Annotated in this window: 27 protein-coding genes; 2 read left to right on the top strand and 25 right to left on the bottom strand. The window is 34.0% G+C overall.

Translation table 11 applies throughout. The annotated features are described in order from the left end of the window. Window positions 1-166: 166 nt before the first annotated feature. The 10 genes from ACWPVO_RS06590 to ACWPVO_RS06545 all read right to left on the bottom strand — a co-directional run bounded on the left by ACWPVO_RS06590 (window position 167) and on the right by ACWPVO_RS06545 (window position 9,358). The gene (locus ACWPVO_RS06590; RefSeq protein ID WP_195444899.1) at window positions 167-1,369 is read right to left on the bottom strand and encodes an ABC transporter permease; all 1,203 of its coding nucleotides are present in this window, start codon (window positions 1,367-1,369) and stop codon (window positions 167-169) included. Continuing rightward, complete coding sequence (locus tag ACWPVO_RS06585) at window positions 1,369-1,794, bottom strand: FMN-binding protein (protein ID WP_195444901.1); 426 nt, start codon at window positions 1,792-1,794, stop codon at window positions 1,369-1,371. The genes ACWPVO_RS06590 and ACWPVO_RS06585 overlap by 1 nt, the downstream gene beginning before the upstream one ends. Continuing rightward, entirely contained in the window at window positions 1,791-2,510 is a 720-nt protein-coding gene (locus ACWPVO_RS06580; RefSeq protein ID WP_195444902.1) for an ABC transporter ATP-binding protein, read from the bottom strand. The genes ACWPVO_RS06585 and ACWPVO_RS06580 overlap by 4 nt, the downstream gene beginning before the upstream one ends. Before the next feature lie 11 nt (window positions 2,511-2,521). Next, window positions 2,522-3,670, bottom strand: a complete 1,149-nt coding sequence (locus tag ACWPVO_RS06575) for an ABC transporter permease (protein ID WP_454207364.1) — start codon at window positions 3,668-3,670, stop codon at window positions 2,522-2,524. Further along, the gene (locus ACWPVO_RS06570) at window positions 3,660-4,943 is read right to left on the bottom strand and encodes an ABC transporter permease (protein ID WP_005953865.1); all 1,284 of its coding nucleotides are present in this window, start codon (window positions 4,941-4,943) and stop codon (window positions 3,660-3,662) included. The genes ACWPVO_RS06575 and ACWPVO_RS06570 overlap by 11 nt, the downstream gene beginning before the upstream one ends. Window positions 4,944-4,951: 8 nt before the next feature. Next, complete coding sequence (locus ACWPVO_RS06565; protein ID WP_412593803.1) at window positions 4,952-6,175, bottom strand: Fe-S-containing protein; 1,224 nt, start codon at window positions 6,173-6,175, stop codon at window positions 4,952-4,954. Between the two features lie 95 nt (window positions 6,176-6,270). After that, entirely contained in the window at window positions 6,271-6,936 is a 666-nt protein-coding gene (locus ACWPVO_RS06560; protein WP_005953869.1) for an iron transporter, read from the bottom strand. A 9-nt stretch (window positions 6,937-6,945) separates the two neighbouring features. Continuing rightward, window positions 6,946-8,283: an FTR1 family iron permease gene (locus ACWPVO_RS06555; protein WP_060800747.1), complete on the bottom strand. Its 1,338-nt coding sequence runs from the start codon at window positions 8,281-8,283 to the stop codon at window positions 6,946-6,948. Between the two features lie 2 nt (window positions 8,284-8,285). Then, window positions 8,286-8,963, bottom strand: a complete 678-nt coding sequence (locus tag ACWPVO_RS06550) for an ABC transporter ATP-binding protein (RefSeq protein WP_148466329.1) — start codon at window positions 8,961-8,963, stop codon at window positions 8,286-8,288. After that, on the bottom strand, window positions 8,963-9,358 hold the full coding sequence (locus tag ACWPVO_RS06545; protein ID WP_148466328.1) for a DUF4418 family protein: 396 nt from the start codon (window positions 9,356-9,358) through the stop codon (window positions 8,963-8,965). Before ACWPVO_RS06545 ends, ACWPVO_RS06550 begins: the two co-directional genes overlap by 1 nt. A gap of 148 nt (window positions 9,359-9,506) precedes the next feature. On the opposite strand from ACWPVO_RS06545, the gene ACWPVO_RS06540 reads away from it, so the two are divergent. Further along, window positions 9,507-9,701 (top strand): transposase, encoded by a 195-nt coding sequence (locus ACWPVO_RS06540; RefSeq protein WP_081451848.1) that lies wholly within the window; start codon window positions 9,507-9,509, stop codon window positions 9,699-9,701. A 254-nt stretch (window positions 9,702-9,955) separates the two neighbouring features. Here the strand turns inward: ACWPVO_RS06540 and ACWPVO_RS06535 are convergent, their stop codons facing one another. The 11 genes from ACWPVO_RS06535 to ACWPVO_RS06485 form a co-directional block, all read right to left on the bottom strand. Then, window positions 9,956-10,096: a FeoB-associated Cys-rich membrane protein gene (locus ACWPVO_RS06535; RefSeq protein WP_005953888.1), complete on the bottom strand. Its 141-nt coding sequence runs from the start codon at window positions 10,094-10,096 to the stop codon at window positions 9,956-9,958. A gap of 21 nt (window positions 10,097-10,117) precedes the next feature. Continuing rightward, window positions 10,118-12,265: a ferrous iron transport protein B gene (gene feoB, locus ACWPVO_RS06530; protein ID WP_454207360.1), complete on the bottom strand. Its 2,148-nt coding sequence runs from the start codon at window positions 12,263-12,265 to the stop codon at window positions 10,118-10,120. A gap of 1 nt (window position 12,266) precedes the next feature. Further along, window positions 12,267-12,509: a FeoA family protein gene (locus tag ACWPVO_RS06525; protein WP_005953898.1), complete on the bottom strand. Its 243-nt coding sequence runs from the start codon at window positions 12,507-12,509 to the stop codon at window positions 12,267-12,269. Between the two features lie 3 nt (window positions 12,510-12,512). Then, the gene (locus ACWPVO_RS06520) at window positions 12,513-12,743 is read right to left on the bottom strand and encodes a FeoA family protein (RefSeq protein WP_005953854.1); all 231 of its coding nucleotides are present in this window, start codon (window positions 12,741-12,743) and stop codon (window positions 12,513-12,515) included. 431 nt (window positions 12,744-13,174) lie between these two features. Continuing rightward, window positions 13,175-14,188, bottom strand: a complete 1,014-nt coding sequence (locus tag ACWPVO_RS06515; protein ID WP_454207357.1) for a zinc-ribbon domain-containing protein — start codon at window positions 14,186-14,188, stop codon at window positions 13,175-13,177. Between the two features lie 10 nt (window positions 14,189-14,198). Then, window positions 14,199-14,744, bottom strand: a complete 546-nt coding sequence (locus ACWPVO_RS06510) for an NYN domain-containing protein (RefSeq protein WP_005953837.1) — start codon at window positions 14,742-14,744, stop codon at window positions 14,199-14,201. A 12-nt stretch (window positions 14,745-14,756) separates the two neighbouring features. Then, entirely contained in the window at window positions 14,757-15,464 is a 708-nt protein-coding gene (rlmB, locus tag ACWPVO_RS06505) for a 23S rRNA (guanosine(2251)-2'-O)-methyltransferase RlmB (protein ID WP_256466637.1), read from the bottom strand. Then, the gene (gene thyX / locus ACWPVO_RS06500) at window positions 15,461-16,222 is read right to left on the bottom strand and encodes an FAD-dependent thymidylate synthase (RefSeq protein ID WP_282925004.1); all 762 of its coding nucleotides are present in this window, start codon (window positions 16,220-16,222) and stop codon (window positions 15,461-15,463) included. The genes rlmB and thyX overlap by 4 nt, the downstream gene beginning before the upstream one ends. Then, window positions 16,219-16,626, bottom strand: a complete 408-nt coding sequence (locus ACWPVO_RS06495; protein WP_412622354.1) for a Mini-ribonuclease 3 — start codon at window positions 16,624-16,626, stop codon at window positions 16,219-16,221. The genes thyX and ACWPVO_RS06495 overlap by 4 nt, the downstream gene beginning before the upstream one ends. Further along, window positions 16,611-18,008: a cysteine--tRNA ligase gene (cysS, locus tag ACWPVO_RS06490; RefSeq protein WP_285072550.1), complete on the bottom strand. Its 1,398-nt coding sequence runs from the start codon at window positions 18,006-18,008 to the stop codon at window positions 16,611-16,613. The genes ACWPVO_RS06495 and cysS overlap by 16 nt, the downstream gene beginning before the upstream one ends. A 36-nt stretch (window positions 18,009-18,044) precedes the next feature. Then, entirely contained in the window at window positions 18,045-18,533 is a 489-nt protein-coding gene (locus ACWPVO_RS06485) for an NUDIX hydrolase (RefSeq protein WP_005953848.1), read from the bottom strand. A gap of 280 nt (window positions 18,534-18,813) precedes the next feature. Between ACWPVO_RS06485 and ACWPVO_RS06480 the strand changes: the two genes are divergently transcribed. Further along, entirely contained in the window at window positions 18,814-19,311 is a 498-nt protein-coding gene (locus ACWPVO_RS06480) for a hypothetical protein (protein WP_454207353.1), read from the top strand. Between the two features lie 75 nt (window positions 19,312-19,386). Here ACWPVO_RS06480 and ACWPVO_RS06475 read toward each other — a convergent pair whose 3' ends face one another. The 4 genes from ACWPVO_RS06475 to ACWPVO_RS06460 form a co-directional block, all read right to left on the bottom strand. Then, on the bottom strand, window positions 19,387-21,081 hold the full coding sequence (locus ACWPVO_RS06475) for a DUF2207 domain-containing protein (protein ID WP_454207351.1): 1,695 nt from the start codon (window positions 21,079-21,081) through the stop codon (window positions 19,387-19,389). A gap of 295 nt (window positions 21,082-21,376) precedes the next feature. Next, a complete protein-coding gene (gene glmL / locus ACWPVO_RS06470; RefSeq protein ID WP_005953831.1) occupies window positions 21,377-22,720 on the bottom strand; it encodes a methylaspartate mutase accessory protein GlmL in 1,344 nt (447 codons plus the stop codon). Then, complete coding sequence (locus ACWPVO_RS06465) at window positions 22,717-23,343, bottom strand: cyclodeaminase/cyclohydrolase family protein (RefSeq protein WP_060800759.1); 627 nt, start codon at window positions 23,341-23,343, stop codon at window positions 22,717-22,719. Before ACWPVO_RS06465 ends, glmL begins: the two co-directional genes overlap by 4 nt. A 15-nt stretch (window positions 23,344-23,358) precedes the next feature. Continuing rightward, complete coding sequence (locus ACWPVO_RS06460) at window positions 23,359-25,038, bottom strand: formate--tetrahydrofolate ligase (RefSeq protein WP_454207349.1); 1,680 nt, start codon at window positions 25,036-25,038, stop codon at window positions 23,359-23,361. Window positions 25,039-25,044: the final 6 nt, after the last annotated feature.

Below are 25,044 nucleotides of genomic sequence, written 5' to 3'. Positions count from 1 at the left end.
AGAAAAATTCCGTAAAACCCCTAGTGGTTTTATTTGCTATGTTTATTTTTAGTAGTTTTTTGTTGTTTTAGAATTGATAGTTTAATTAGCGTCTAAGTATTGATTTTTAAATGAAAAGAGAGACTCGAATTAACGAGTCTCCCCAATATTTGACATAGAGCCTATTTTAATCATTATCTCTTTGCATCAATAATAATTCTACTTTATTTATTTTATTAATAGCAATAATTGAAGATATTGGTCCTAACAAGGTTCCCAAAATAATTACTATTATTAACATTAAAATCATAAGGAATATATTCGGTCTTAAAAAAGGCATATTCAAAAGTGATGAAAATACATTATTGAAAGTTATACTTAAAACAAAGGAAAGCACAGAACCTATGACTGCACCTGTACCATTAATTAGCATAGATTCAATAAGAACTACTTCACTGAGTTTTTTCTTTGTTGCTCCTAATATCCTTATGGTTGCAAATTCTCTTTTCCTTTCCTTAACTGATAAGGTATTTACAAGACTTAAAATAAAGAAAGCTAGTATCCAAATCAAAGCTATCAATATATACACATACACAAGCATGTTTTTTGCTGAATCTGAAACTTGTGTCATTATTTTTCTTGGCAATAAAGGATACACTTTTTCTTTTTTAAATTCTTCTTTAATAAGTTTTTGAATTGTTTTTGGATCTTTGTTTTTTTCAACTTTTACTAAAATAGAAGATATATCATCTTTTCTTGCCACCGGATGATTAATTATCTTTTCATATTCCTTGGCTAATCTATGAGTTTCTTCTATTGTCATAAAAACTGAATTATCAAAACCCATGCCAGTTTTTGCAAGCCTACCTCTTATCTCAAATTCTTGATTAAAAAATTTAACCTTATGATTAATAGTCCCCACAATGTTAGCACCTACAACAACTTGCCCAGCTTTAATTGGAGTTTTAATCTGTTTTTCAAGCCAAGGTTTAACGCTAAAGTCATCAGAAAAGTCAATTCCTATAACTTGAATGGGAAAAGAACAGCATCCAGCAGAAAGTGTAGCTAGATAAACTTGACCACAGGCTTTTTCAACTCCTGGTATTTTTTTTACTCTATTTAATATATCCTTGTCAAAAAAGAATGTATTAGGTTCTCCCCTTAATATTGCACCTGTAATTTTGGAATCATAACCTTCTGGGACTACTATAATGTCTGCTCCCATTCTATCTGATAGAGAATTCATGCCGTTTTTAAGAGAAAAAATTATAAATGATGACATGAATAATATAAAAGTTAAAATTCCTACAAGTAAAATCAAGGTAATTGACCTTGTCTTTTTATTTTCTATATTCTTTTTTGCTAAATTAACTGTGTATAAATCTTTCATTATTTTGCATCAGCAAGAGCATTGTTGCAAGCTTCTATAAATTGCTTGTAGGTTTGTGTTGCTCCCGAAATAACGTCCACTCCTTCAGGACTTCCTTTTTCCACTAATCTATCTGGGTATGACTTTGCAAGATTTATAGCTTGTTGGGCAATCTTATATAGTCCTTCATTTTGGCTTTGACCATAAGATTCATCCTTTTCTTTTCCATCTCCATCAATGTTTTGCATTGTGCAAGATTCAATCTTATTGTCTTTAACACTTATATCCACTTTTACAAGTCCGCCTCTTTCATCTTTGGCAGATTCTCCATGATATGTGCCGTCCTTATAGCTTACGCTTGGAGCTTCTTCTTTTTTATCTCCTCCACAAGCAACTAGGACAAGACCCAAAGATAAAATTATTAATGCATTTAAAATTTTTCTCATATAAACTCCTTAAGTTTTTCGTCTTTTATTGTAGAATCAAGAACAGGTCTTTTTCTTTTCATTTTTTCTTCTTTTGTAATCTTACCATGTTCAAGAGTTATCATTCTTTCAGATTCTTCACCGACTTCAGGGTCGTGAGTTACAACAATAATTGTTGAACCTGCATTGTGAAGTTTTTCAAATATGTCAAGAACTATATATTCATTCTTTTCATCCAAATTTCCCGTAGGTTCATCAGCTAAAAGTATAGCAGGATGATTGATAAGAGCTCTAGCTATACATACTCTTTGTTGTTCCCCACCTGATAATTGGTTGGGTAAGTGCTTGGCTCTATCAGCAAGACCTACTGCAGCCAAAGCTTCCATTGCTTCTTGTGCATCTGGCATAGAATGATAATATTGTGACATCATTACATTTTCCAAAGCACTTAAATAATTAACTAAATGAAACTGTTGGAAAATAAGTCCTATCTTATCCCTTCTAATAACTGTTAGTTCCTTAGATGATTTTTTTGCTATATCTTCACCATCCAAAATAACTTCGCCAAGTGAAGGTTTATCCATGGCACCAATAATATTCATCATTGTTGTTTTACCAGAACCTGATGGACCCATTATAGAAATCCATTCGCCCTTTTCTACACTTAAATTGATTTTGTCAAGGGCTTTAAGTTCACCATAAATTTTTGAAACATCTACGAGTTTTAATATATCCATAAAATTCCTTTCTATTCTCCACGAAGCACTAAAGCTGGATCAATATCAACAGTTTTAGATACTGGTATTAAAGATGCAACTATAGTTATTACTATACAGACAATAATTGTCATAGGTACTAAAAGAGGCAAGAAACTTACCTTTCTAGCAAATACCGAAATACTTACTCTATTGGCAAATATATATCCTAATGCAACACCTAAAAGTCCACCAAAAACCCCCAAAAATGCTCCTTCACCTAAAAAGTCAACAATTACTGACGAATTTGTGGCGCCCAAAGCTTTCTTAAGACCTATTTCTTTACGCCTTTCAGTTACAACAGCCATCATTGTTGTGGATACACATATCATCATTATAAATAATACTATTATCGTTACAATGAAGACAAGAGCTTGTAATTTATTCAAAACTATATCTTGTGAGGCGGTAACTCTTTTTACCATTTGTGGAGTTAGAGATCCATCCTTTTGTGAAATATTTGATACTATTTTTGAAAGTTCATTTTGTTCAGCTTCTACTGAATATTCTACGACATCATAATTTTTGTCTTTAACAAGCTGTGAAATATCATCAATATCCATAAAAATAAGTTCTTCTTCTTTACCACCTGTTGTTACAACTCCTGAAACAACAAAATTAGTATCTATAGAACCTTCTCCATTAACTTTGGGAGTATTTATAATAATTTTATCTCCCTCTTTTAATCCCAAAGCCTTTGAAACTTCATTACCTATTAAAACTTCTCTTGGTTTTTCAGGCCATGAACCATCAATAAGCCAGTATGGAGAATTTTTTTTCGCTCCCTTTAAATCTGTACCTGCAAGCATATAAGGTTGTTCATTAATTTTTGCATTTGTATAAATATAGGGTGCCTGACCGACAAGCTTTCCCGATGGAATTAACGATTTAATTTCATCTAACTGTTCATTGGTAATTTTTTTATCAGGGTTAGTGGGAATTACCAACATATTTGCACCATAAGACCTAAACTCCTTACCCATTTGTCTAGGAATATCATAGTAAATAGTAACAAGTCCTGAAATAATTGTTGCTCCCATAGCTATAGCAAGTAGTGCTGTTAACATTCTTGCACGTCTCCTTGCCAAGGAAGTCATTATCATTTTTAAGTAAAATTTATTTTTACTTTGTTTATCTGCCATGTAGTACCTCCGTTGGATTTAAATTCAAAAGGTATCTTATAGCTGGTATTGAACCCAATATTGTAACAAGAATAATAAGTATTGCTACAATAGGAACTACCATAGCTGTTGGAGCTATTGCTGAGCCAAAAACTGTTAGACCAATAATCTGAGTAAGTAGCAGACCAACACCGTAACCTATAACTGTTCCAAATATCGCTGTCAAAATTATTTCCACAAGAATTACACCAATTATTCTTCCATTTGACGCCCCTATAGCTTTTTGAAGTCCAATTTCATTAGATCTTTCCATTACAGATGCTGTAATAAGATTAGAAATACCAAAGCCTGAACCAATCAAAGTTAATACTGTAATTAAAACCATAAGAAGAGTAGTCTTATTTAAAATATCTCCTTCACTTTCTGCAACTTGGCGAATTGGCTTAGCTACAGAATCAGTCATTACTTCTGTTATTTGATAACAAATAGCAGAAACATAAGCTGTACAATACCATACTTCCCGTTCCTTAATAGTTAAAGATAGTGGGTTTTTGGCAGCCTTTCTTGCTAAGTCATTGTCTGGTGTAGTAAGAGCTGATACTTCAACTTTATTTACAACTCCAGTAACTCCAGCAAATTCTTGTGCTGTTTTTAAAGTAGCATATATAAATGCATCTTCATCAGAACCTGATGAGAAAATACCCTTAACTTTTAATTTTTTGTCTAAATTATTGCTTTTTAGTTGGATTTCATCACCAACTTTAAATCCATTTCTGTCTGCAAAAATCTTTCCAAGCATAACTGAATCGCTATCATTTTCTGATAACCACTCGCCTTGAACTTCCCACCAGTTTTTAAGTCTAATCATACCAGTATCAATTGATTCTCCAGTAGGCAAATCCATATGATTATTAAACCATGTTCCTACCATCTTAGTATGTTTAGAATCATTATTACAAGAAACCCAAGTGTTAAGATATGGCGTATAGTCTACAATATTGTAAGCCCAAAAAATAGTTTTAATGTTAGGAAGTTCTGATTCCTTTAAATATTTTTGAACCTGCCCCTCTTTTTCTTGCATGCCATACAAATCATCAAGAAGGGAAGCTTCCTTAGGCAATACATTAATATTTGCTCCATAGGTCTTTAATTCTTGATTAACTTTATCTCCAACACCGAGCATGGTATTTAACATTGAAGTGGCAAGAGAAGCTCCAAGGGCAACTGTAAATGCTATAAGAGCCATCTTTCCTTTTTGTCTAAAAAGTGCTCCTTTAACTATTCTCCAAAACATAAGCCCTCCTACTTAAATACATAAGACAATGCGTCAAGATCTTTTGGCGCAATCTTTATCTTTTCATCATGGACAATGTATGGGAAAGGTATCGGGTTACATCCACCCTTAAAACCTATTGTACCCCTATTCATTACAACGTCGCACAACTTACAAATAACATCATCGCCTCTTTCAAAATATCCAGATGGACCACATATCTCGCAAGCATCAAGTACAACTCCATAAGAACCTTCTGATTTTTTAATACAAAAAAATCTCATTTGTGCACCATCCTTTGCCTTATACAAATATCTGTGCAAATGCATATCCTCTAAGCTGCTTAAAGGAATAACAATCATTCCATTTTCAGTTTGATAATCTTCTGGTGGTGAAAGAGCCTGTTCCTTATTAGCATATGCCTTTCCAGCCGTTAATGAAAAAGTATTAATAAATAAAACGACAAGGAAAAAAATTGCCCAACGTCTTTTATTCTTCATTCTATACTTTATTTTTCTTAACTGAGCTCTATTGCTATATTCTTCATTAACTTTAATATTTTGCTTATATAAAATTACTGGAATAGCAATCATAATTAACATTGTTGCAAATAAAAACACATTTTCGTGATTAGCTATAAATGCAATAACTCTAAAAAAGTTAACATTTCTAGGAATAATCCCTTTAGAATAAAACCTTTGAATTATGATATTAAATTGGCTGATACCCGAACATATCAAGCTCAAAAAAACAATAATCTTTAAGTTTTTACCTTCAAGTTTAACTGAAGACTTATATATGCCAAGCCCTGATAAAATCATCATGATTATCCCAAAAACAAAGCCTAAAATCCTAAAAAGTACAATAGTTGAAACAGCACTTTCGCCATAATATACAAATTTGTTTGATTGGTTAAATACATACGGTAAATAATAAAAACAAATTCCTACAAGATAAACAACAACCGATGCTGAAATGAAATTATCATAAATTTTAGCATTTATCTTATCTTCAAATATCATAAAAATTAATATTAAAAATACCGAGATAACTATGGGTACCATAGACCAGAAATTCAATTCTGTTCTATTAATAAAATTAGGTATATTTCTTATAATTATTGAAACAATTGCTGCAATTACCCCTAAAACTAAAGAAATTATAATAACATACTTTTTATATTTGCTCTCTTTAGTTGTATAATAGGCAAGTATTAAAGAAATCATTAGAGAAAAGGCTATTCCCGCCTCCATAACTTTAATAAAAATTTTTAAAATAATTTCACCCCCATAAATGCATATAAGGGGAACATGAATTCCCCTTCAAAATATTAAAAACTTTCAAAATTTTACCATTGTGGTCCGTTCCATTCGAAGTCAGTCCATTCTGCAACAAGTGGTTCTGTCCAGAATCTACCTGTTACACCAGTTTCTTTATCTACGTGTAGTAAGTAGTCATTGCCTGGTGCAGATACTTCAAATTTTACGTCATAAACGCCAACACCTTCGTCAAATTTAACATTTGCACCATAGTGTGGACCATCAGATGCGTTCATTGGCATGAAAGCTACTTCTTGAACATGATCTGAACCTTTCTTTTGTAAATAAGCTTTTACTTTTAACCATGGAACAAAATCACCAACACCATAACCTAATGTTGAACCTTCTTGTGATGCTGTAATGTCAGCTTCAATATGGCAGTCAGCTTCTTCTTTAGGAATTGAGTTTCCTGCTGGTTCCATATCAACTGGTTGGAAATATACACCAGAGATTACTAAAGGTCCTTTAGTTTGGTCATCGCCAATTGGAAATTCTTCAAATCCTGCATCTTCTCCTGGAGCTGCAGCTTTTGCATCTCCTGCTTCTTTCTTGTTTCCTTCAGCTGGTGTTTTTTCTTCTGTAGAAGTTTTAGCTGTATTATTAGCTTTTGTATCTTCTTTTTTACCACAAGCTGTAAACATTAATGCACACACAAGCGTCATAACAACAAGAAATAAACTCTTCTTTTTTAACATAATACCCTCCTATTTTTTTTCTTGGCTGGCTTCAAGCTCAGCTCTAATTTTTTTGTTTCTATTATTTTGATAGATAACAGAAACAATGGTTACTACTAATAGAATAATTTGTGGAATAAGATTTTCATACCTATCGTATATACCTATAACTTCAGCAGACCATCCATTCATCCAAGGAACTACAGTTCTGCCTATTACATCTGCTTCTTGTAATTCTCCTATGCCCTTTCCTAAGAAAGACAAGCAAAGTATAAACATTAGCCAAGAAGTAAATGTAAAGAATGGTTTTAATGGTAGCCTTACAGAAACTTTAGCAATCAAATAATATACAATTGCAAGTATTATGGCGGCAACTAAAAGTCCAATCCACATATGCATTGGATTTTCAGAAATACCTGTTCTCATACCTTGGAAAAACAAAATAAGTTCTGCACCCTCTCTTGCTACTGCTAAGAATGAAGTGAAAGATAAGGCAAAATAATTACCCTTGGAAACAGATTGCTCAACTTTGTTTTTAATGTACCTATTCCAAACTTCAACTTCAGATTTAGAAAGCATCCAATTGGATACATAGAATAGTACGATAACAGCAAGAAACATCGCAATCCCTTCGAATATTTCTTGTCCCATTCCAGACTCAACTTCTCCCACTGTATTGGCGATGATATTAAATACTCCAGCTAGGACTACTGAAAAAACAATACCTAGCAAGGCTCCAATATATACACCCTTTAAATAAATTCTATTATTAGTCTTTGATAAATATGCAGCAATGGCAGCTACAACTAAAATGGCTTCAAGTCCTTCACGAAGTGTAAGTCCAAGAACTGCAAAAAATGTGCCAAATCTTTTTAGTAGCTCTCCCAACAATTGACCTGTTGAAAGGCTGTTTGCATCTTCTTGACTTTGACCACTGGACTTAGAATCTCCAGAGGTTCCATCAAGAGTATGGGCATCTTCATGAAGATAAGTTATAAGTGCATCAATTTCATCTTTAACTTCTTTTGGGTCTGCATCTTCTTTGATAGAATTTTTTGCTCTGTAAAATTGATGTTCAACCATTGAACCCCTTTGGCCTGAGATTGCAGACATAGTTGTTTTTTCAAATCCAATTTTTTCATAGAATTTAAAGTAAGCAACATTAATTGCATCTGTGGCTGCTTTTTTAGCATCCTTATCTCCAGGCTTGTAAACTTCCACAGCTTTTTGTAAATGTTCTGACATAGCATCAGCTACTTCAACCCAGTTACTATAATTTGTTTCTGCTGCAAAAGCAGGCATGAAAGTGAGGCTAATCATGATTACTATCATTGCAAAAATGCTAGCCCTTTTCTTTAATAAATTCATCTCTATCCCTCTTTTTTTATTAAACTTCCATCTTCCATTTGGCAAAGTGTATTGCCATATTTTAAAATATCAAGCTCATGAGTAACTATGATAAGTGCAGTACCTTTAGAATTTATTTTTTTTAATAAATCCATTATCTCCATAGTAGTGTTTTTATCCAAATCACTTGTGGGCTCATCTAAAATCAAAAGTTCCGGCGAATTAATCATAGATCTGGCTATCAGCACCCTTTTTAGCTCTCCTCCAGATAAATTTTTAGGAAAATCATCTTTCAAATGCAAAATTCCCATCTCATCAAGAAGCATAGCTGCTTTTTCATAAGCAGAGTCATCTCTTTTAAATAGATAATAAGGAAGAGACACATTCTCTAAAACATTTAAATTTGGAAGTGTTCCTAGACTTTGTGGCACAAAACCTATGACTTCATTCCTATATTTGCTAATTTCTCTATCAGAAAAATCACTCATATCTTTGCCCTTAGCAAAAATTTTACCTTCAGTCGGTTTTAATAAACCAGACAAAAGATTTAAAAAAGTTGACTTCCCTGAACCACTTCTGCCAATTATATTGACAAAATCTCCCTCTTCCAAGGTAAAGTTTACATTTTTAACTGCAAAAATTGTATTAGAACCTCTCTTAAAACTCTTGCTTAAATTTTCAGTTTTAATTATTGATTCCATTATGAATTTCTTTCTTTTATACAATAATAAATATTAACTAAAATCAATATGCCTGACAACAATGTGCAAAATGGAATGGTTTTTGCTCTGCAAGCCATATCAGCTTTCATGCATCCACCAATAAGTACATGAGCGTTTAGTATCTCTAAAATACCAATTGCTATAATTGAAATAGATAATCCTAAAGATATTTTTGAATCTTTAACTACAATAAGAATGATTGCTAATACTAAAATGACTGCGCCAATACCCATAGTCATATTTCCCATCCAATGGCATTTCATGAACATCCCATTTTCCATAGGAGGACAAACTGGTATTATAAATTTTGGTGCAAGCACTAACAAGAGACCTATAATAGCAGAAATATATCCTAAAATCTTTTTTCTACTCATTTTAATTATCCTTTCTACTTCTCTTTATTGATGACATTGTAATATAAAAACGTGTTTATATTTTTTTGAAAATTACATCAATTAAATATAAATTTGTAATTAATATTACTTAATCATTATTTTTAATTATAGTATGTAATTTCGCCAAATTTTTACAAGATTTTTCCGAAATATATTTAATAAATACTTAAAAGAATTTAGATCTTGTGTCACTTCTTTTAATAAGTGGTTTGATGAAATATGCAATTCTTTTGACTATCCTTGGTCTAATGGTCTTCTTGAAGGCACACATACTAAAATAAAAAACTTTAAAGAAAAATTGTTTTGGTATGAAAATTTTTAATTTATTTAGAAAAAGAATTATGTTTGCATGTAAGTAGTGATAGTAAAAGAGGAAAATTCGCAAAACCCTTAGGGGTTTTATTGCTATGCTTATTTTTAATGGTTTTTTAGTTATTTTAGATTTGATAGTTTATTAGTGTCTAAGATTTGATTTTTACACAAAGAAAGAGACTCGAGTTAACAAGTCTCCCCAATATTTGACATAGAGTCTAAAAAAAAAAGGAATACCTCCTAAAAGATATTCCTTTAATAATTTTATTTGTGTAAGTGATCTGTTGAGCATGATCCATGACAAGCGTCACAACCACAATCACAAGATCCCTTGCTTTTAATAACTTTTTTAACTGCAAAAACAATTAAAATTAAAACTACAGCTCCAACTATTATGTTAGCCATATTTTCACCCTCTTAAATTAATTAAATTCCGTACTGACTTTTTTTATAAGCACCATACTCTTTTTCCTTTACCCTATCTGGTCTAAAGATAAAGTATAGGTAAACAAGTAGGATTGCAATAGCAACTCCTGTTCCTAGGTTAAAGGCTTCTTTTAATACTAGGACTCTACCAAATTGATAAATCATAAGAGATACTGTGTATGAGAATACTAGTTGATAGGTAGTTGCTACAATGAAGCCCTTATATGATCCCATTTCAGACTTAATTGCCCCCATTGTTGCGAAGCAAGGTATAGTTAATTGGTTGAAGAATACAAAGGAGAATACTGTAACAACGTTAAATTGTGTGTGTAGTAATTGTACAAGTGGTGCTACGTTATCTTCTACATCTCCAAGACCTGCAACAACTCCGTAAGTTCCTACAACTACTTCCTTTGCTACAAGACCAAGGATAGTTGACACAGCTGCCATCCAGTTACCAAATCCAAGTGGTGCAAAGATAAAGGCAAGTTCCTTTCCAATGAAGGCAAGAATTGAATCTGTTGATGCTTCATCAAAGTTTACGAAGTGTCCTTCTACTGAAATGTTCTTTGCGAACCAAATTAAAACTGTCATTAGAAGAATTATTGTACCAGCCTTAACAACGAAGGCCTTTCCTCTATAATAAGTTGCTCTAAATACATTGTATGCTGAAGGTACGTGATATTCTGGAAGTTCCATTACGAATGGTGCTGGATCTCCACGGAATAAGTTAGTTTTCTTTAACATAACACCTGACACAATTACCGCTAAGATACCACCAAAGTACCAAATAGGTCCGTACCACCATACATTACCAAAGAAAGCTGCAAAAAGTGCAATAATAGCTGTCTTTGCTCCACATGGCATGAAGGATGAAACCATAATTGTCATCTTCCTGTCATTGTCATTTTCAATAGTTCTTGTTCCCATAATTGCTGGTACCGAACAACCTGTACCAATTAAGATTGGGATAAAGGATTTACCTGATAGACCAAATCTTCTAAAGATTCTATCTAGGATAAAGGCAATTCTTGACATATAACCACAGTCTTCAAGGATTGCGATACATAGGAATAGGGAAACAATTACTGGTAAGAAACCAAGAACAGCACCAACACCGCCTATGATACCATCAACTATTAGTGAAGTTAACCATTCAGCTACTCCTGCTCCTTCTAAGAAGCTTTGAACACTGCCGCCAACTATATCACCAAAGAAGGTGTCGTTAACCCAGTCAGTGATAGGTCCTCCAACAACCTTTACAGCGAACCAATAAACTACTATCATTATTGCTGCAAAAATTGGAATTGCCAAAAATCTATTTGTAACAATTTTATCGATTTTATCAGAAGGAGTTAGTCCCCTGTTATTCTTCTTAACAGATTCTTTAACAACTCCAGTTACGAATTCATATCTAGCATCTGTTATGATACCTTCTGCATCATCATCGTATTTTTCTTCAAGGCTAGTTCTTATTTCTTCAAGTCTATTTTTTTCTTGATCATTTAACTTGTAGGCCTTAACAACTTTTTCGTCATCTTCGAAAAGTTTAATAGCAAGCCATCTTTTTGAACTAAGATCTTTAATTTGACTGAAGTTTTCAATTTCTTGAAGAGCTGCTTCTATGTCATCTGTAAAAGTTTTTATTTCATTATTTTGCTTTCCAGCGATGCTCTTCGCTTCAGTAATTAATTCATCAATGTTTCTGTTCTTTAAAGCAGAAATTTCTACAACCTTACATTGTAAAATTTCTGATAATTTATCAGCATCAATAAAGTCCTTGTTCTTTTCCACAACGTCCATCATGTTAAGAGCAGCAATAAGTGGAATTCCTATTTCTCTTAATTGTGTTGCAAGATACAAATTTCTTTCTATATTTGATGCGTCAATAACATCAATAATTACATCAGGTTTTTCATTTAATAAATAATCCCTGGAAACAACTTCTTCTAATGTGTAAGGTGAAAGGGAATAAATTCCCGGTAAATCTGTAAAACTTACGTCCTTATCTTTTTTATACTTACCAGTCTTTTTTTCAACAGTTACCCCTGGCCAGTTACCAACATATTGATTTGAACCAGTTAAGTTGTTGAAAAGAGTGGACTTACCACTGTTGGGGTTTCCGGCAAGTGCAATAGTAATAGCCATCTTAGTCCTCCTTCTTTTCTGTTTCTTCAATTGTAATTAACTCAGCATCTGCTTTTCTAATGCTAAGTTCATAATTCCTAATATTAATTTGCACAGGATCGCCTAGTGGCGCTACCTTCCTTATGTAAATTTCTGAATTTTTTGTAATACCCATGTCCATTATCCTTCTTTTTAAAGGACCAGAACCATTGATTTTTTTAACGATGTAGTATTTTCCTACAACTGCATCCTTTAGTGTAATCAATTCTTACAACTCCTCTACCAATATTTTTTTTGCAATATCCTTACCTAATGCAACTCTGGAATCTTTAACATATACAATTAAGTTTCCATCGTTCTCATTAACAACCTTTATAACTGCATCTTTGACAAAACCAAGATTAGCCAGGTGAGACTCAGTTATATTACTATCTCCTAAAGACTTAATCCTTAAAATCTTATAATTAACATTTAAGGGCGCCATTACTAAGCTAAGCATTTAACCACTCGTTTCTTGTTTTTATTTTATTAAAATAAATTAATATTTGAATTTGATTATCGTTTGCTTAAACATTATACCATAGTTAACATAAAATTCAATTTAATACGATTGATTTTTTAAACATGAGCAGATACTTAATATTATTAATATTTTAAAAATTTTTCTTTTTTTTAATTGTTTGATTAATAACTGATTATTACTTAAAAATAAAAATATAGTTCTTACTTCTTTATTAAAAAATAGTTCTGACTTCTCTATTAAAATGCAGTTCTTGCTTCCTTATTAAAATATTATTTTCACTTCACAACTTACATTTATTTACATCTTCTTAAATAAAAATTTTATATTTTAAAATAAAATTCTTTCTATTTATAAAGAGCTTATAAAAGAGCATAAAAAAAGACAGCCTCTCGACTGTCTAATTTTTATTATTTTGCTTCGCCGTTTAATGTCCTGTAACTTATCCATCCGTTACCAACGTTACACCAAGTTCTTCCATCAGATCTTTTAGTGTCGTAAACGTAAACTGGGTCGCCTCTGTGAAGAACATAAGAGATGCTGTAGGCAAATCCTGGTCCACTTCTTACATTGGCCTTGCCTGAAGTTACAAATTGATAAGTGCCAACTAAGCTTGATACTTCACGATTTTGAAGTCTTTGTATTTGAGCTTCCAACTCATCAGCTCTTGCCTTTTGCTTTGTAGCTTCACTTTCTTCTTGAGCCTTCTTTTCGTTGTCTGTCCTTTCAAGATTTATTTCTTCTAGCATCTTTTTAAAGTCTGCATTGTCAGGATCAAGAGCAAGGTATTCATTTAACCTGTTGATTGCTCCATCATAATTTCTGCTAGACTTAAGTTGCATTATTTCAGACTTCATTCCAGCGTAGTTCTTCTCAATGAGTCCATCAAGCTTTTCTTGCAATTCATCGTCGTCTTCAACTTGAATTTCCTTTAGGTTGGCAAGTGAAGCTTCATAGTCTCTAGCTTCATATTTTTTATTGGCCTTAGTTAAAAGGTCCTTTGTTTCTAAAATTTTATCAATGTTATTGATTTCATCTAAGTACTTTTGATTAGAGGACTTTTCATAAAGTTGGCTAAACTTTTCTCTAGCTTCCTTATAATTTTTTGCCTCAAGATTAGCCTTTGCAGATGTCTCTAGTTTTGAGTACCTGTATTTGCTAAATCCAAAATTAAATATTAGGGAGAAAGCTAATAATCCAACAACAACTAATCCAAAGATTAGGCCCTTTTGTTTTAAGCCCATGGAGTCATCTTTAAAGGAATTATTCTTTACTATGTTATCATCATCTTCTTCATAATAATTGCGGTCCTTATTTATTATTTCTGTTTTTGAAAAATCTCTATCTTCCCTTAAGTCGTGACCACAGTCCATACAAAATAAAGCATCTTCTTTATTTTCTTTTCCACAATTTCTGCACTTCATATTAAACCTCCTAACTATTTTTCTTTGACATATCGTGCTTTAATTTTCTTAGTTTATGAATTATATCTTCATCAAGGGCTGTAACCCTTTCTTCCTTTAGTCTTTTGGCAACATAATTCACCTTGTTTTTGGAATTATTTACTTCAGCCTCAAGCTCTCTTGCAGAGATCCTAGTCCCGCCACGAGATAAAATTATTTGCTGCTCCACATTGTCACTTGTAGCTACACGAACATTGGTGAGCCTTCCTATTTCATCTAGCTGCCTTTCAATATAATGGTCTGCTGTCTCAAACTCCTTGGTAAAGATCACATCAATCCCATCTTTCTTGTAGGTCTTGCCTCCAGATTTTTTCACCAAGTAGGCATCAAAGACTAGGATTATGTGTTCCCTTCTTGTGTGAGAAAATTCAATCATAATATCGATTAACTCATTCCTCGCATCTTCAAGGGACACATTTTTTAATTCTATTAGGGGTTGCCAAGAATTTATTATATTGTATCCGTCTACAAAGAGATAGTTTACATCTCTTTTGTACCTACTTGCTCGCCTTCTCATTTTTATTCTCTGTTATCTTCTAATCTCATACATTACAATTGCTGCTGCAACTGAGGCATTAAGGGAATCAAAATCAGAAAAGTTTGGAATAGTTATAGTCTTGTCTGAGTTCTTCAAAATATTTTTTGAAACTCCCTTGCCTTCGTTGCCTATAACCACAGCTGCCTTGCCAGAGAAGTCACATTCTCTTATGTCTTCTCCCTCAAGATCTGTTGCGTAAATCCAAAAGCCTGCTTCCTTTAACTTTTCAATGGACTGAGAAATATTTGAAACCTTGCATACATCAATGTCATAGATTGCACCTGCAGAAGATTTTACTACAGTGTCGTTTACTGTTGCAGCCCTCCTGTTTGGGAAGATTATGGCATCAATTCCAAAGAAGTTACAGCTTCTTGCTATAGCCCCAAAGTTGTGAGGATCTTCTATCTTATCAAGGATGAAAATCCTCGCGTCTTCCTTGTCTTCTAACTTTCTTATTAGGTCTTCAAGCTCAATATATTCAAAGTCACTTACAAGAGCAACTACTGCCTGGTGGTTTTTTGTACCAGCAAGTTCTTCTAGCTTTTCATTGTCACTTGTAACTGTAGGGACCTTTGCATCTCTTGCCATACCAATAATTTTTTTAATAGACCCACTGGCATTTTTCCCTACATAAATTTTTTCTACTTCTTCATTTTTAATGGCCTCCATAACGGGGCCTCTTCCGTATATATATTTCATTTTAAATTCTTAAACTTCTCTCTAATTTCTTTTGCCTTGCCGCAAGTCATGTTTCCTTCAGGGCATGGTCCACTTACACAAGCTGGCCCTTCGTCCCTAAATAGGAGTGGTGCTACTTCCTTTACTTCTCTTAGCATTTCTGTTGCAAGGTCTCTAATTTCCCATTGGGCTCTTTCGCAACACCTAACTGTGAAGAAGTGTTGGAGAGTTCTAACATTCATTGTGACAACAATTTTTGTTTCACAAGCATTAGGGAAGACATATCTAGCATCTTCTATGGACATTTTTTCTACAGACTTTCTTGCCTTGGCCTCATCCATACCCTCTGCTATTAGTGGTCTTGCATTTTCTTCTACTAAGATTTCAACTAGCTTGTCGTAGTCCTCTTGGTCCCTCTTCATAGCTTCTATAAAAACTTTTTTTGCTTCCTCATTTCTTTCAATTTGAGGTGGAATAATGTATTCAAAGGAATCAAGTTTTACATACCTTTGGGATTGTTGTGAATAGGATGCAAGTCTGTGTCTTACAAGTTGATGAGTGAGAGTCCTTGAAACCCCTTCAATGGCAAAGGTAAAGCTAACGTGTTCAAGTGGTGATAAGTGAGAAAAGGACATAAGTCTATTTAAAAACTTTTCTGTAGATTCCTCTGTCAAATTTTCCGTAATTTCTTCAACACCAACTCTTGAATAGCAAAGTTTAGCAGCCGCAGCAATTGTCTTATCTGGATCAATTGTGTGGGAAATAATTTTTACCTTCATCCTATCATCTCCTTAAATAAGTCTCTAATCCTATCATATCTCTTTAAGAGGTAGAGGTAACCGTAAAGGGCCTCCACTCCAGTTGCAATCCTATAATCTATGGGGTCTGCATTCTTGGGAACTGTGTGGGACTTGGCATTTCTTCCCCTCTTAAAAATCCTCATTTCATCTTCTGTTAAGATGTCTTCTATTTTTTCAAAAAGTTCTCTTTGGCCCTTGGCCCTTACATACCTTATACTTTCCCTGTGAAGCTTGTTGGGGTTCTTTCTTATATCCAAGATTTCACTCCTAACTAAGATTTCAAAACAAGCATCACCTATATAGGCTAGGGCAAGGGGACTTAGCTCCCTTACCTCAGCTTCACTGTAGTTTTTGACTTCTAAAAATTTTAAATTCTCTTCCAAGTTGTTCCACTTCTCGTATCTTCTATTTCAATTCCCATATTCTTTAACTCATCACGAATTTCATCAGCCCTAGCAAAGTTCTTGTTCTTCCTAGCTTCATTTCTTTCCTTGATAAGTTCTTCAATGTCGCCTGAGATTTCTTCTCTTTCTTCTTCCATAATTCCAAGAACCTTAGTAAGCTTCTTAAGAAGTTCTAAGGATTTTTCTAAGATTTCTTTTGAAGAATTTTCGTCAAGATTTAAGTTGATGTCCTTAACTAGGTCAAAAATTGCAGTAATGGCATCAGCAGTGTTTAAATCATCTTCCATAGCTCTTTCAAACTTTTCAATGTGCTTGTCATAGCCCTTTAATAAATTTTCTTCCTCTTCTGTGATTTTTTCTACAGAAGTTTTTTCTATGGCATCTTCAAGCTTGTACTTTGCATTGTAAAGTCTCTTGCTTGAATTTTTTGTTTGTTCCATTACTTCTCTTGAGAAGTTAATTGGTGAACGGTATTGAGTTGTCAAAAGGAAAAATCTCAAAACTTCTAAGTCAAACTCTTCAGATATTTCTCTAACTGTGAAGAAGTTGCCCTTAGATTTTGACATCTTTTCATTGTCAACAGTTATCATTCCATTGTGAAGCCAATAGTTGGCAAAAGGAACTCCGTTGCAAGTTTCTGATTGGGCAATTTCATTTTCGTGGTGAGGGAACTGTAGGTCCTCGCCACCAGTATGGATGTCAATGTTGTCTCCAATAATAGTCTTTGCCATTACAGAACACTCAATGTGCCAGCCAGGTCTTCCTTCTCCCCAAGGTGCTTGCCAGTAGGGTTCTCCTTCTTTTTTATTCTTCCAAAGGGCAAAATCTTGTGGATTTTTCTTGTTGTCATTGACATCGACCCTGTGGCCAGAAATTAGGTCTTCAAGATTTTTCTTTGAAAGCTTGCCATAGTCCTTGGCATGGCTAATGTCAAAGTAAACATCTCCATTGGAAACATAAGCTGCACCCTTGTCAATTAGGGTTTGAATGAAGTCTATAATTTCATCAATGTGTTCAGTTGCCCTAGGATTTATAGTTTCGTAGTCATAAAGGTGGAGTCCACCTGCATCCTTTTTAAATTCTTTTATATATCTTTCTGCAATATCAGAAACCTTAACGCCTTCATCATTTGCCTTGTTAATCATCTTGTCGTCAATATCTGTAAAGTTAACTACAAATTTAACCTTCATCCCCTTGTAGTCAAAGTACCTTCTCAAGGTATCAAAGACAACTAGAGGCCTTGCGTTACCAACGTGGATAAAGTTGTAAACAGTTGGACCACAGTTGTAGATTCCAACTTCGCCTTCCTTAATGGGAACAAAGTCTTCCTTCTTCCTCGTTAGAGTATTGTATAATTTCATAAATCCTCCTATAAAAAAACGCCTCAATTGAGACGATTATATACCTCTGAAAAATTTTTCGTAGTAATCAAGTCCAATAAAAGTTTTGTCTTCAATCATTTGTTGAATCTTTTCCACGCTGGCTATGTCAACATCCATAACCTCTTCCTCCTGCATGACTATTTCATCAAGAGAAACATTTTTACGCACTAGAAAAATATAAAATATTGTGTTTTTTTCAGTGATTATCCTCTTGAGCTTGAGCTCATCTTCTCTTATATCGATACCAAGCTCTTCCTTAAACTCACGGATCATGCCCTCCTTGGGAGTCTCTCTCGATATAACAGACCCACCTGCAGAACAATACCACATGCCAGCAAAGGATTTTTTATTAAGAGACCTTCTTTGGATAATAAAATTTCCATCATCTCTTAGGATCCATCCCTCAACTATAAGGTGGTAATCACTATTTTTAAGACGCTCGCCCTTTCTTATGACTCGCCTCTTCCATTTTCCTTTTTTATCATATACATCCCAATATTCCACGACAAAACTCCTTACAGTTATTTTACACTATTTTCAGCCTTTTTTAAAGATTATAAAGACTTTATTTGAGTAAAATTAGGCTTAAAAATGCTGGGATATTTCCTATGATTTTTTATGATTTTTTTACCTATAATCTGACATTATTTTTCTCAAAATTTTAAACAAGTATGAAAAGCTTCCACTTCTAGTTCACTTCATTAATATAAATCATAAAAATAGATAGAGATTTACTTTAGTTGCTTTTACGACTTATGTTATAATTGGATAAAGAGGTGATTATATGAACTTTCAAAGAGTATTTTTAATTATATTTTTATTGGGATTTATTTTTATAAATTATTTTCCAAAATTTAGTAAAAGAATAGATGATCTAAATACAATTGCAACCAATATTCAGTTTACCTCCATGTTGTTTGCCTTGCTCTTAGATCAAATGATAATCTATTCCTTAATTTTAATTCTTGGATTCATTATTACTGCTTACAATGATAAGGTAAAAAGTCTTAAACCAATCTTTTTTGAACTTATTATATTGATTATCTTGCCCCTACTTATTATTTTTGATTTAGGCATCTTTGTTCCTCTTACTGAATCTGGCTTCACAAGATCTTCTGATATTTATTTGGGACTCATACTTACCCTACCTGTTTTCTTCTTAAACCTATATAAGTTTTCAAAGCTTGAAGCTGTTAATAAAAAATATTTCATTAGCTTTCTTTTACTTAATATAATTCTTTATGCTGAAAATTATTTTTTGATTTTCAAATCTATAAAATAAAATTTTTCATAAAAATAAATGCTGCTTGTATGATTTACAAACAGCATTTTTTAATAGCTTAAAAATTTTTAAATTTTAGCGACCGCCACCGCCGCCACCACCGAAGGATCCTCCTCCGCCTCCAACTGATGTTGCTCCTCCCACGCCAGGGCTGGCAAAACCAGTTCCTGATTGGTAGGACCTGTTTAACTTGCTGGAGAAGTTTCTTGTTGCAATAAGGTGGGCGTTGTAAACAGAAAATTCTCCTGCAGTTGCTGGATAGGCCTTGGCACCCTTCACAAATTCCTTGTCCAAGAAGAAGATTGATGAATAGATTAAATACTCTTCCCACTCCTTGAAGTCAACTTCTTCTGTGACCTCATCAAGACAGTCCTTTAAATAATTTTTAAACTTAATTAAGTTTTCGTAAAGAACTTTTCCCTTTTCAGTAACTCTTAGTTCCTTGCCAGTCCTTCTGGAGAAGAGGAATTTCTTTTCATAGACATAATCTTCAAGGTAACCTGCCTCTCTTAGGTTTCTGATGGATGAAGTTTGGAATTCTTCGTAGTAATTTTCCATTTCCTTCTTGTGGTCCTTGACATATCTCTTAAAGGCCTTGGCAGTGATGAAGTCCTCTTGGCTTTCTTCATTGGCAGCATTAATCATGTCAAAGAGTTCTTCTTCCATAGGCCCCATGTCTTCTGGCCTTTTTATAATTTTTATTTTATTGTCGGCAAAGCCCTTGCCCTCTTCTATAAATTCAATGGCTCCTTCAAGGCTCCACTTCAAGATAAAGGCGTTTATATAATTTCCAACTAAGTCACTTGTAACAAGGTAGGCTTGGCCGATAAAGTAAGACAAGTCTTCCATTGGTCCATCATAAGGTAGTTTTTTATAATATTCTCCCTTTAGGTCCTTAATTGTTGGAAGAGATTTTTTATTTTCAATTTTTCTCTTGTTAAAGGATAGGCTTGCAGCTCTTGCCACAAAATAAACTACTCCAAGTACAAGAGCCCCAACAAGACCTAGAACTGATTTTTCTGTATTTGACATTGGCTCTTGATAGGCCTGGCCTTCTCTGTTTTCCCAGTCTGATCCCTTAGCTGCCATATTGGCATAGTCGTCGAAGTTTTTGTCAATCTTGTAGGCAGTGTTGAAGTAGCCCTTTGGAAACTTCAGCATGACTGTTGCATAGTCAACATAATCTGTTGATTTCATTTGGATTACTCCGTCCACATTATGGATTTCACCCTTAAGACCAAAGCCCCACATTTCTACATCCTTAAAGGCTTCATAGCCCTTGATGTTTATCTCAACATTTTCTGGTTTTGGATTAAAGTTTTCTCCCACGAAATTAAAGAAGACCATGTCAGCGTCCTTTAGTCCCACTACAAGGGGATTTATTGTGTAGGACAAGTTGTAGGTGTTGTCCTTAAATTCACTTATGCCCCAAGTGAGTTCAACTTGGTCCTCCTTGTCAATCCTTCCATAGTGGTAGGCCTTGTCTTCAAAGGATGCATCAAGGTCCCAAGGAGTTTTTTCTGTGAAGTCTCTTCCAAGAGCATTGACAGAAAAATTTTCAATCTTTATACCTTGCAAGTTTTCTATCCTCTTGTATCTCTCTGTGTAGTCCTTATTGTCTTCGTTTATTTGCCAAACTTCCTTTACCTTGGCAACTCCATCCCTATCTATGTTTGCATCAATTTTTATAGACTTAAAATCTTCTGCAAAGACGAGAACAGGTAGTAAGACAAATAACATTGTAAGTTTAAATAAATTTTTTAATTTCATGTCGCAGCTCCTTTATACTTTATAAGTTTAGCATATAACTTTTATAAGAAGATTTCAATTTTTTATTTATAGTTCCCAGCTTCTTGTTATTTTTTATTTTGTAATTTCATCCCACTTTATAATTTTCTTTTAAGTACAAAAATTTTAATTTTCATTCAAAAGTCACAAGCTCATAAGCAAAGACAAGTTTATAATTTCTTTCGATTCAATAAAAAATATTCTTTATCTTAATAGGCAAGACAATTTAAAATTCAATAAAAAAAGAAGCTACCAAAAATGGTAACTTCTAAAAAATTTATAGTTCTTTAAGATATTTCTTTAATAATTTGTATGAAGCTTCTTCATCCACAGTAGAAATTAGTCCAGCTGATGACAGGATATACTCCTTATCTAAATAACATTTTACGTCCCTGTTAATTAGATATTTTTCATCTAAGTCCCTAATGGCTGATAGGATCTTCTTTGGATCATCAGAGTTGATGAGAGATCCACCAGTTCCAATAAACATTTCTGCCGGTCTCAAATCTTTTCCATACTGTTCATAAATAGTTCTAGTAGGTGTCTTAATTTTTTTTATGTGGCCAACGTGTCTCATTAGTGATGTATGAGTTGCTATATAACACAAGACATTGTCAAAGAATAGGTCTTCGTCATTGTCTGGAATGTAGTTAGTATGGTTAAAGCGAAATTCAGTTTTTTCCTTCGCATCTTTTATTCCAAACTTAAGGAAGGGTTCATCACCAACTGACTCGTAAAGAGCAGTGGCAGAATACCTCATACCCATATCGCCTTCCACAGTCCTCTTTTCATAGGGCTCATCAATAGGAGGTGAGATGACATTTTCTTCTCCATAATAAGTTTTTCCTATGGAATGGATATCTGTAGTTGCCCCGCCAATATCAACAGATAAAATAACCTTATCCAAATATTTGGCGTAAACTGACATGGCCTTTTGAACTGCAACTGGAGTTGGCAATAATATTTCAAAATCTTTACTTAGTAGATCAATTCCCTTGGCATGGGCGATAGTCTTTATGAAAAGATCTCCAATTGTCTGCCTAAGAGGCCTATAATTTATTGTGTTTGTTGTTGGCATGACATTTTCTGTGAAGTCACAAGGGACATCAGCTTTATTAAAGATGTCCCTTATTTCTTCATGAGTGTCAATGTTTCCTGCCACAACTACAGGAGTTTTAACAGATCCCTTTGCAAGTTTCTTTGCATTGTAGATTATGTTATCCCTGTTGCCGTGGTCAGTTCCTCCACATAAGACTATGATATCGGCACCAGCAGATTTTATTTCTTCTACTTGCTCATCCTTGAGTTCGTAGGAATAAACATTCAAAATCCTGGCACCACTTGATAGTGACGCAAGTCTTGCAGCGTCAGTAGTAAGGCTTTTTGAAAAACCTATAGCTATGACCTTTAGTCCTCCTGATGCCGAAGAACAACCTAATATTTTATCGTATTTAACATCAGAGATTTCCCTTAGCTTTTTGTAAGCCTTGTTAAAGCCCTCTCTAACATCGGTCTCCACAGTAGTATAACTTGAAGCTCCAGCCAAAATTACATTTTTATTTGTATCCACTAAATGCAACTTTGTATAAGTTGATCCAACATCGACTAAAAGATAAATCATGCTAATTTTTCATCTACCACTTTCATAATTTCTGCGTGATTCTTTTCTACAATCTTTCTTGTAGCAGCCATTTTTTCTTCAAGTTCGTGTCTGTAATCTTGGTCCTTAAGTGAGTTAAGGTTGATGATTACATTTAAGAAAGCTCCGTGAACTGCAGCTTCAATGTTTAATAGAGCTACTGCTACGTCAGTGATTGCATTTGAATTACCTTTTTCAGCAAGTTCTCTTGCGTAATCGTATAATTCAGTAACTTTCATTCCAAGTCCAAGAGGTACTTCAATTGCATTTCTGTATCCTTCTTGAATTTTTTCTGATCTTAGAGCTTTTTCTTCTTCAGTTTCCTTAGGAAGTTTCATAGCGTCCATAACACCATTAAAAGAGCTAGCGTCTTTGTCGATTCCATCAACAAATTCATCCTTGTATTTTAAAAGTTTTGCTTGAAGTTCTTCCATTCTTTCAGAAACGTCCATATATTTTTTCTTGCCAACAGTTAGTCCTGCAACCATTGCAAGAAGTGAAGCAGCCATTGATGCATTTAGTGCAGCAATAGATCCACCACCAGGTGCTGGTGAATCTGAAGCTGTTTCATTAGCAAATTCTACTATATTTAAATCTTTAAGCATTTTTCCTCCCGTGAATTAGAATAATCCAGTAATAACTCCGTTGTTATCAATATCCATCTTGTTAGCAGCTGGAACTTTTGGAAGTCCTGGCATTACCATGATGTTTGAAGTTTGAACAACGATGAAGCCTGCTCCTGCAGATACTCTTACATCTTGAATTTCAATGTCAAAGTCTGTAGGTGCGCCCATTATCTTTTGATCATCTGTAAATGAGAATTGTGTCTTAGCTACACAAATTGGAAGCTTGTCAAGACCAATTTCTTCAAGTTTTTTAACTTGGTTCATTGCAGCCTTAGTGAATTTAGCTTCTCTACCTCTGTAGATTTCTTTAACAATTGTGTTTACCTTGTCAACGATAGATGCATTTACATCGTAAAGTGGTTTGAAGTCAGTTTTTCCTTCGTCGATTAGTTCAACAACTTGTTTAGCAAGGTCTTCTGCACCTTCGCCACCCTTTGCGAAACATTCACAAAGTGAAATTCTTACTCCAAGTTCTTTACAAAGTTCTTCTAATTTAGCAATTTCAGCTTCAGTATCATCAGCAAATCTGTTGATTGCAATAATAGCTGGAACGCCAAACTTTTTAATATTTTCAACGTGACGTCTTAAGTTAGCAAATCCTTTTTCAAGAGCTTCAACATTTTCAGTCTTAAGTTCTTTTTTATCTACTCCACCGTGCATCTTAAGAGCCTTAATTGTAGCAACAATTACAACTGCATCTGGAGAGAGACCTGCCATTCTACATTTAATGTCCATGAATTTTTCAGCACCAAGGTCAGCACCGAATCCAGCTTCTGTAACTGCGTAATCACTTGTTGCAAGTGCAAGTTTAGTAGCTAGGATTGAGTTACATCCATGAGCAATGTTAGCGAAAGGTCCACCGTGAATAAATGCTGGTGTATTTTCAAGAGTTTGTACCATATTTGGTTTTAGTGCATCCTTAAGAAGCATTGCAACAGCACCTTGGATTTCAAGATCAGCAACTGTTACAGGTTCGTTGTCTAGGTTGTAGCCAATAATCATCTTAGCTAGTCTGTTCTTTAAGTCTTCAATGTTTTCTGATAGACAAAGAACTGCCATGATTTCAGATGCAACTGTGATCATGAAGTGGTCTTCTCTAGGGAAACCATCAGCTTTTTTACCAAGAGATATAACAACATTTCTAAGAGATCTATCATTCATGTCGATAACTCTCTTCCAAGTGATTTGTCTACAGTCAATTCTTAGAGCATTTCCTTGGTGGATGTGGTTATCGATACAAGCTGAAATAAGGTTATTTGCAGCTGTCATTGCGTGAAGGTCTCCTGTGAAGTGAAGGTTAATGTCTTCCATAGGAACTACTTGTGAGTATCCACCACCTGCAGCTCCACCCTTAACACCAAATACAGGTCCAAGAGATGGTTCACGAAGAGCTACTGCTGATTTCTTTCCGATTCTGTTAAGTCCTTGAGTAAGACCAATAGAAACTGTTGATTTACCTTCACCTGCTGGTGTTGGAGAAATAGCAGAAACTAGAATAAGTTTACCATTTTCACTGTTTTCTTCGATTCTCTTGATTGCATCCCAAGAAATCTTAGTCTTATATTTACCATATTGTTCAAGATCGTCTTTTTCAAATCCAATCTTTGCAGCTACTTCTTCAATTGGAAGCATTTTTGCTTCATCAGCTATTTGTATATCTGTTTTAAATCCCATTTTACT

The sequence above is a fragment of the Peptoniphilus sp. Marseille-Q6390 genome (assembly GCF_965119475.1).
The sequence above is the reverse complement of the archived record's forward strand: the minus strand, read 5'-3'. Positions and strand labels throughout refer to the sequence as shown.

Excerpts from the sequence above, each read along its gene's own strand:
- ACWPVO_RS06590 (WP_195444899.1), bottom strand. The coding sequence starts at position 1,369 with ATGAAAGATTTATACACAGTTAATTTAGCAAAAAAGAATATAGAAAAT.
- ACWPVO_RS06585 (WP_195444901.1), bottom strand. The coding sequence starts at position 1,794 with ATGAGAAAAATTTTAAATGCATTAATAATTTTATCTTTGGGTCTTGTC.
- ACWPVO_RS06580 (WP_195444902.1), bottom strand. The coding sequence starts at position 2,510 with ATGGATATATTAAAACTCGTAGATGTTTCAAAAATTTATGGTGAACTT.
- ACWPVO_RS06575 (WP_454207364.1), bottom strand. The coding sequence starts at position 3,670 with ATGGCAGATAAACAAAGTAAAAATAAATTTTACTTAAAAATGATAATG.
- ACWPVO_RS06570 (WP_005953865.1), bottom strand. The coding sequence starts at position 4,943 with ATGTTTTGGAGAATAGTTAAAGGAGCACTTTTTAGACAAAAAGGAAAG.
- ACWPVO_RS06565 (WP_412593803.1), bottom strand. The coding sequence starts at position 6,175 with ATGGAGGCGGGAATAGCCTTTTCTCTAATGATTTCTTTAATACTTGCC.
- ACWPVO_RS06560 (WP_005953869.1), bottom strand. The coding sequence starts at position 6,936 with ATGTTAAAAAAGAAGAGTTTATTTCTTGTTGTTATGACGCTTGTGTGT.
- ACWPVO_RS06555 (WP_060800747.1), bottom strand. The coding sequence starts at position 8,283 with ATGAATTTATTAAAGAAAAGGGCTAGCATTTTTGCAATGATAGTAATC.
- ACWPVO_RS06550 (WP_148466329.1), bottom strand. The coding sequence starts at position 8,963 with ATGGAATCAATAATTAAAACTGAAAATTTAAGCAAGAGTTTTAAGAGA.
- ACWPVO_RS06545 (WP_148466328.1), bottom strand. The coding sequence starts at position 9,358 with ATGAGTAGAAAAAAGATTTTAGGATATATTTCTGCTATTATAGGTCTC.
- ACWPVO_RS06535 (WP_005953888.1), bottom strand. The coding sequence starts at position 10,096 with ATGGCTAACATAATAGTTGGAGCTGTAGTTTTAATTTTAATTGTTTTT.
- feoB (WP_454207360.1), bottom strand. The coding sequence starts at position 12,265 with ATGGCTATTACTATTGCACTTGCCGGAAACCCCAACAGTGGTAAGTCC.
- ACWPVO_RS06520 (WP_005953854.1), bottom strand. The coding sequence starts at position 12,743 with ATGCTTAGCTTAGTAATGGCGCCCTTAAATGTTAATTATAAGATTTTA.
- ACWPVO_RS06515 (WP_454207357.1), bottom strand. The coding sequence starts at position 14,188 with ATGAAGTGCAGAAATTGTGGAAAAGAAAATAAAGAAGATGCTTTATTT.
- ACWPVO_RS06510 (WP_005953837.1), bottom strand. The coding sequence starts at position 14,744 with ATGAGAAGGCGAGCAAGTAGGTACAAAAGAGATGTAAACTATCTCTTT.
- rlmB (WP_256466637.1), bottom strand. The coding sequence starts at position 15,464 with ATGAAATATATATACGGAAGAGGCCCCGTTATGGAGGCCATTAAAAAT.
- thyX (WP_282925004.1), bottom strand. The coding sequence starts at position 16,222 with ATGAAGGTAAAAATTATTTCCCACACAATTGATCCAGATAAGACAATT.
- cysS (WP_285072550.1), bottom strand. The coding sequence starts at position 18,008 with ATGAAATTATACAATACTCTAACGAGGAAGAAGGAAGACTTTGTTCCC.
- ACWPVO_RS06480 (WP_454207353.1), top strand. The coding sequence starts at position 18,814 with ATGAACTTTCAAAGAGTATTTTTAATTATATTTTTATTGGGATTTATT.
- ACWPVO_RS06475 (WP_454207351.1), bottom strand. The coding sequence starts at position 21,081 with ATGAAATTAAAAAATTTATTTAAACTTACAATGTTATTTGTCTTACTA.
- glmL (WP_005953831.1), bottom strand. The coding sequence starts at position 22,720 with ATGATTTATCTTTTAGTCGATGTTGGATCAACTTATACAAAGTTGCAT.
- ACWPVO_RS06465 (WP_060800759.1), bottom strand. The coding sequence starts at position 23,343 with ATGCTTAAAGATTTAAATATAGTAGAATTTGCTAATGAAACAGCTTCA.
- ACWPVO_RS06460 (WP_454207349.1), bottom strand. The coding sequence starts at position 25,038 with ATGGGATTTAAAACAGATATACAAATAGCTGATGAAGCAAAAATGCTT.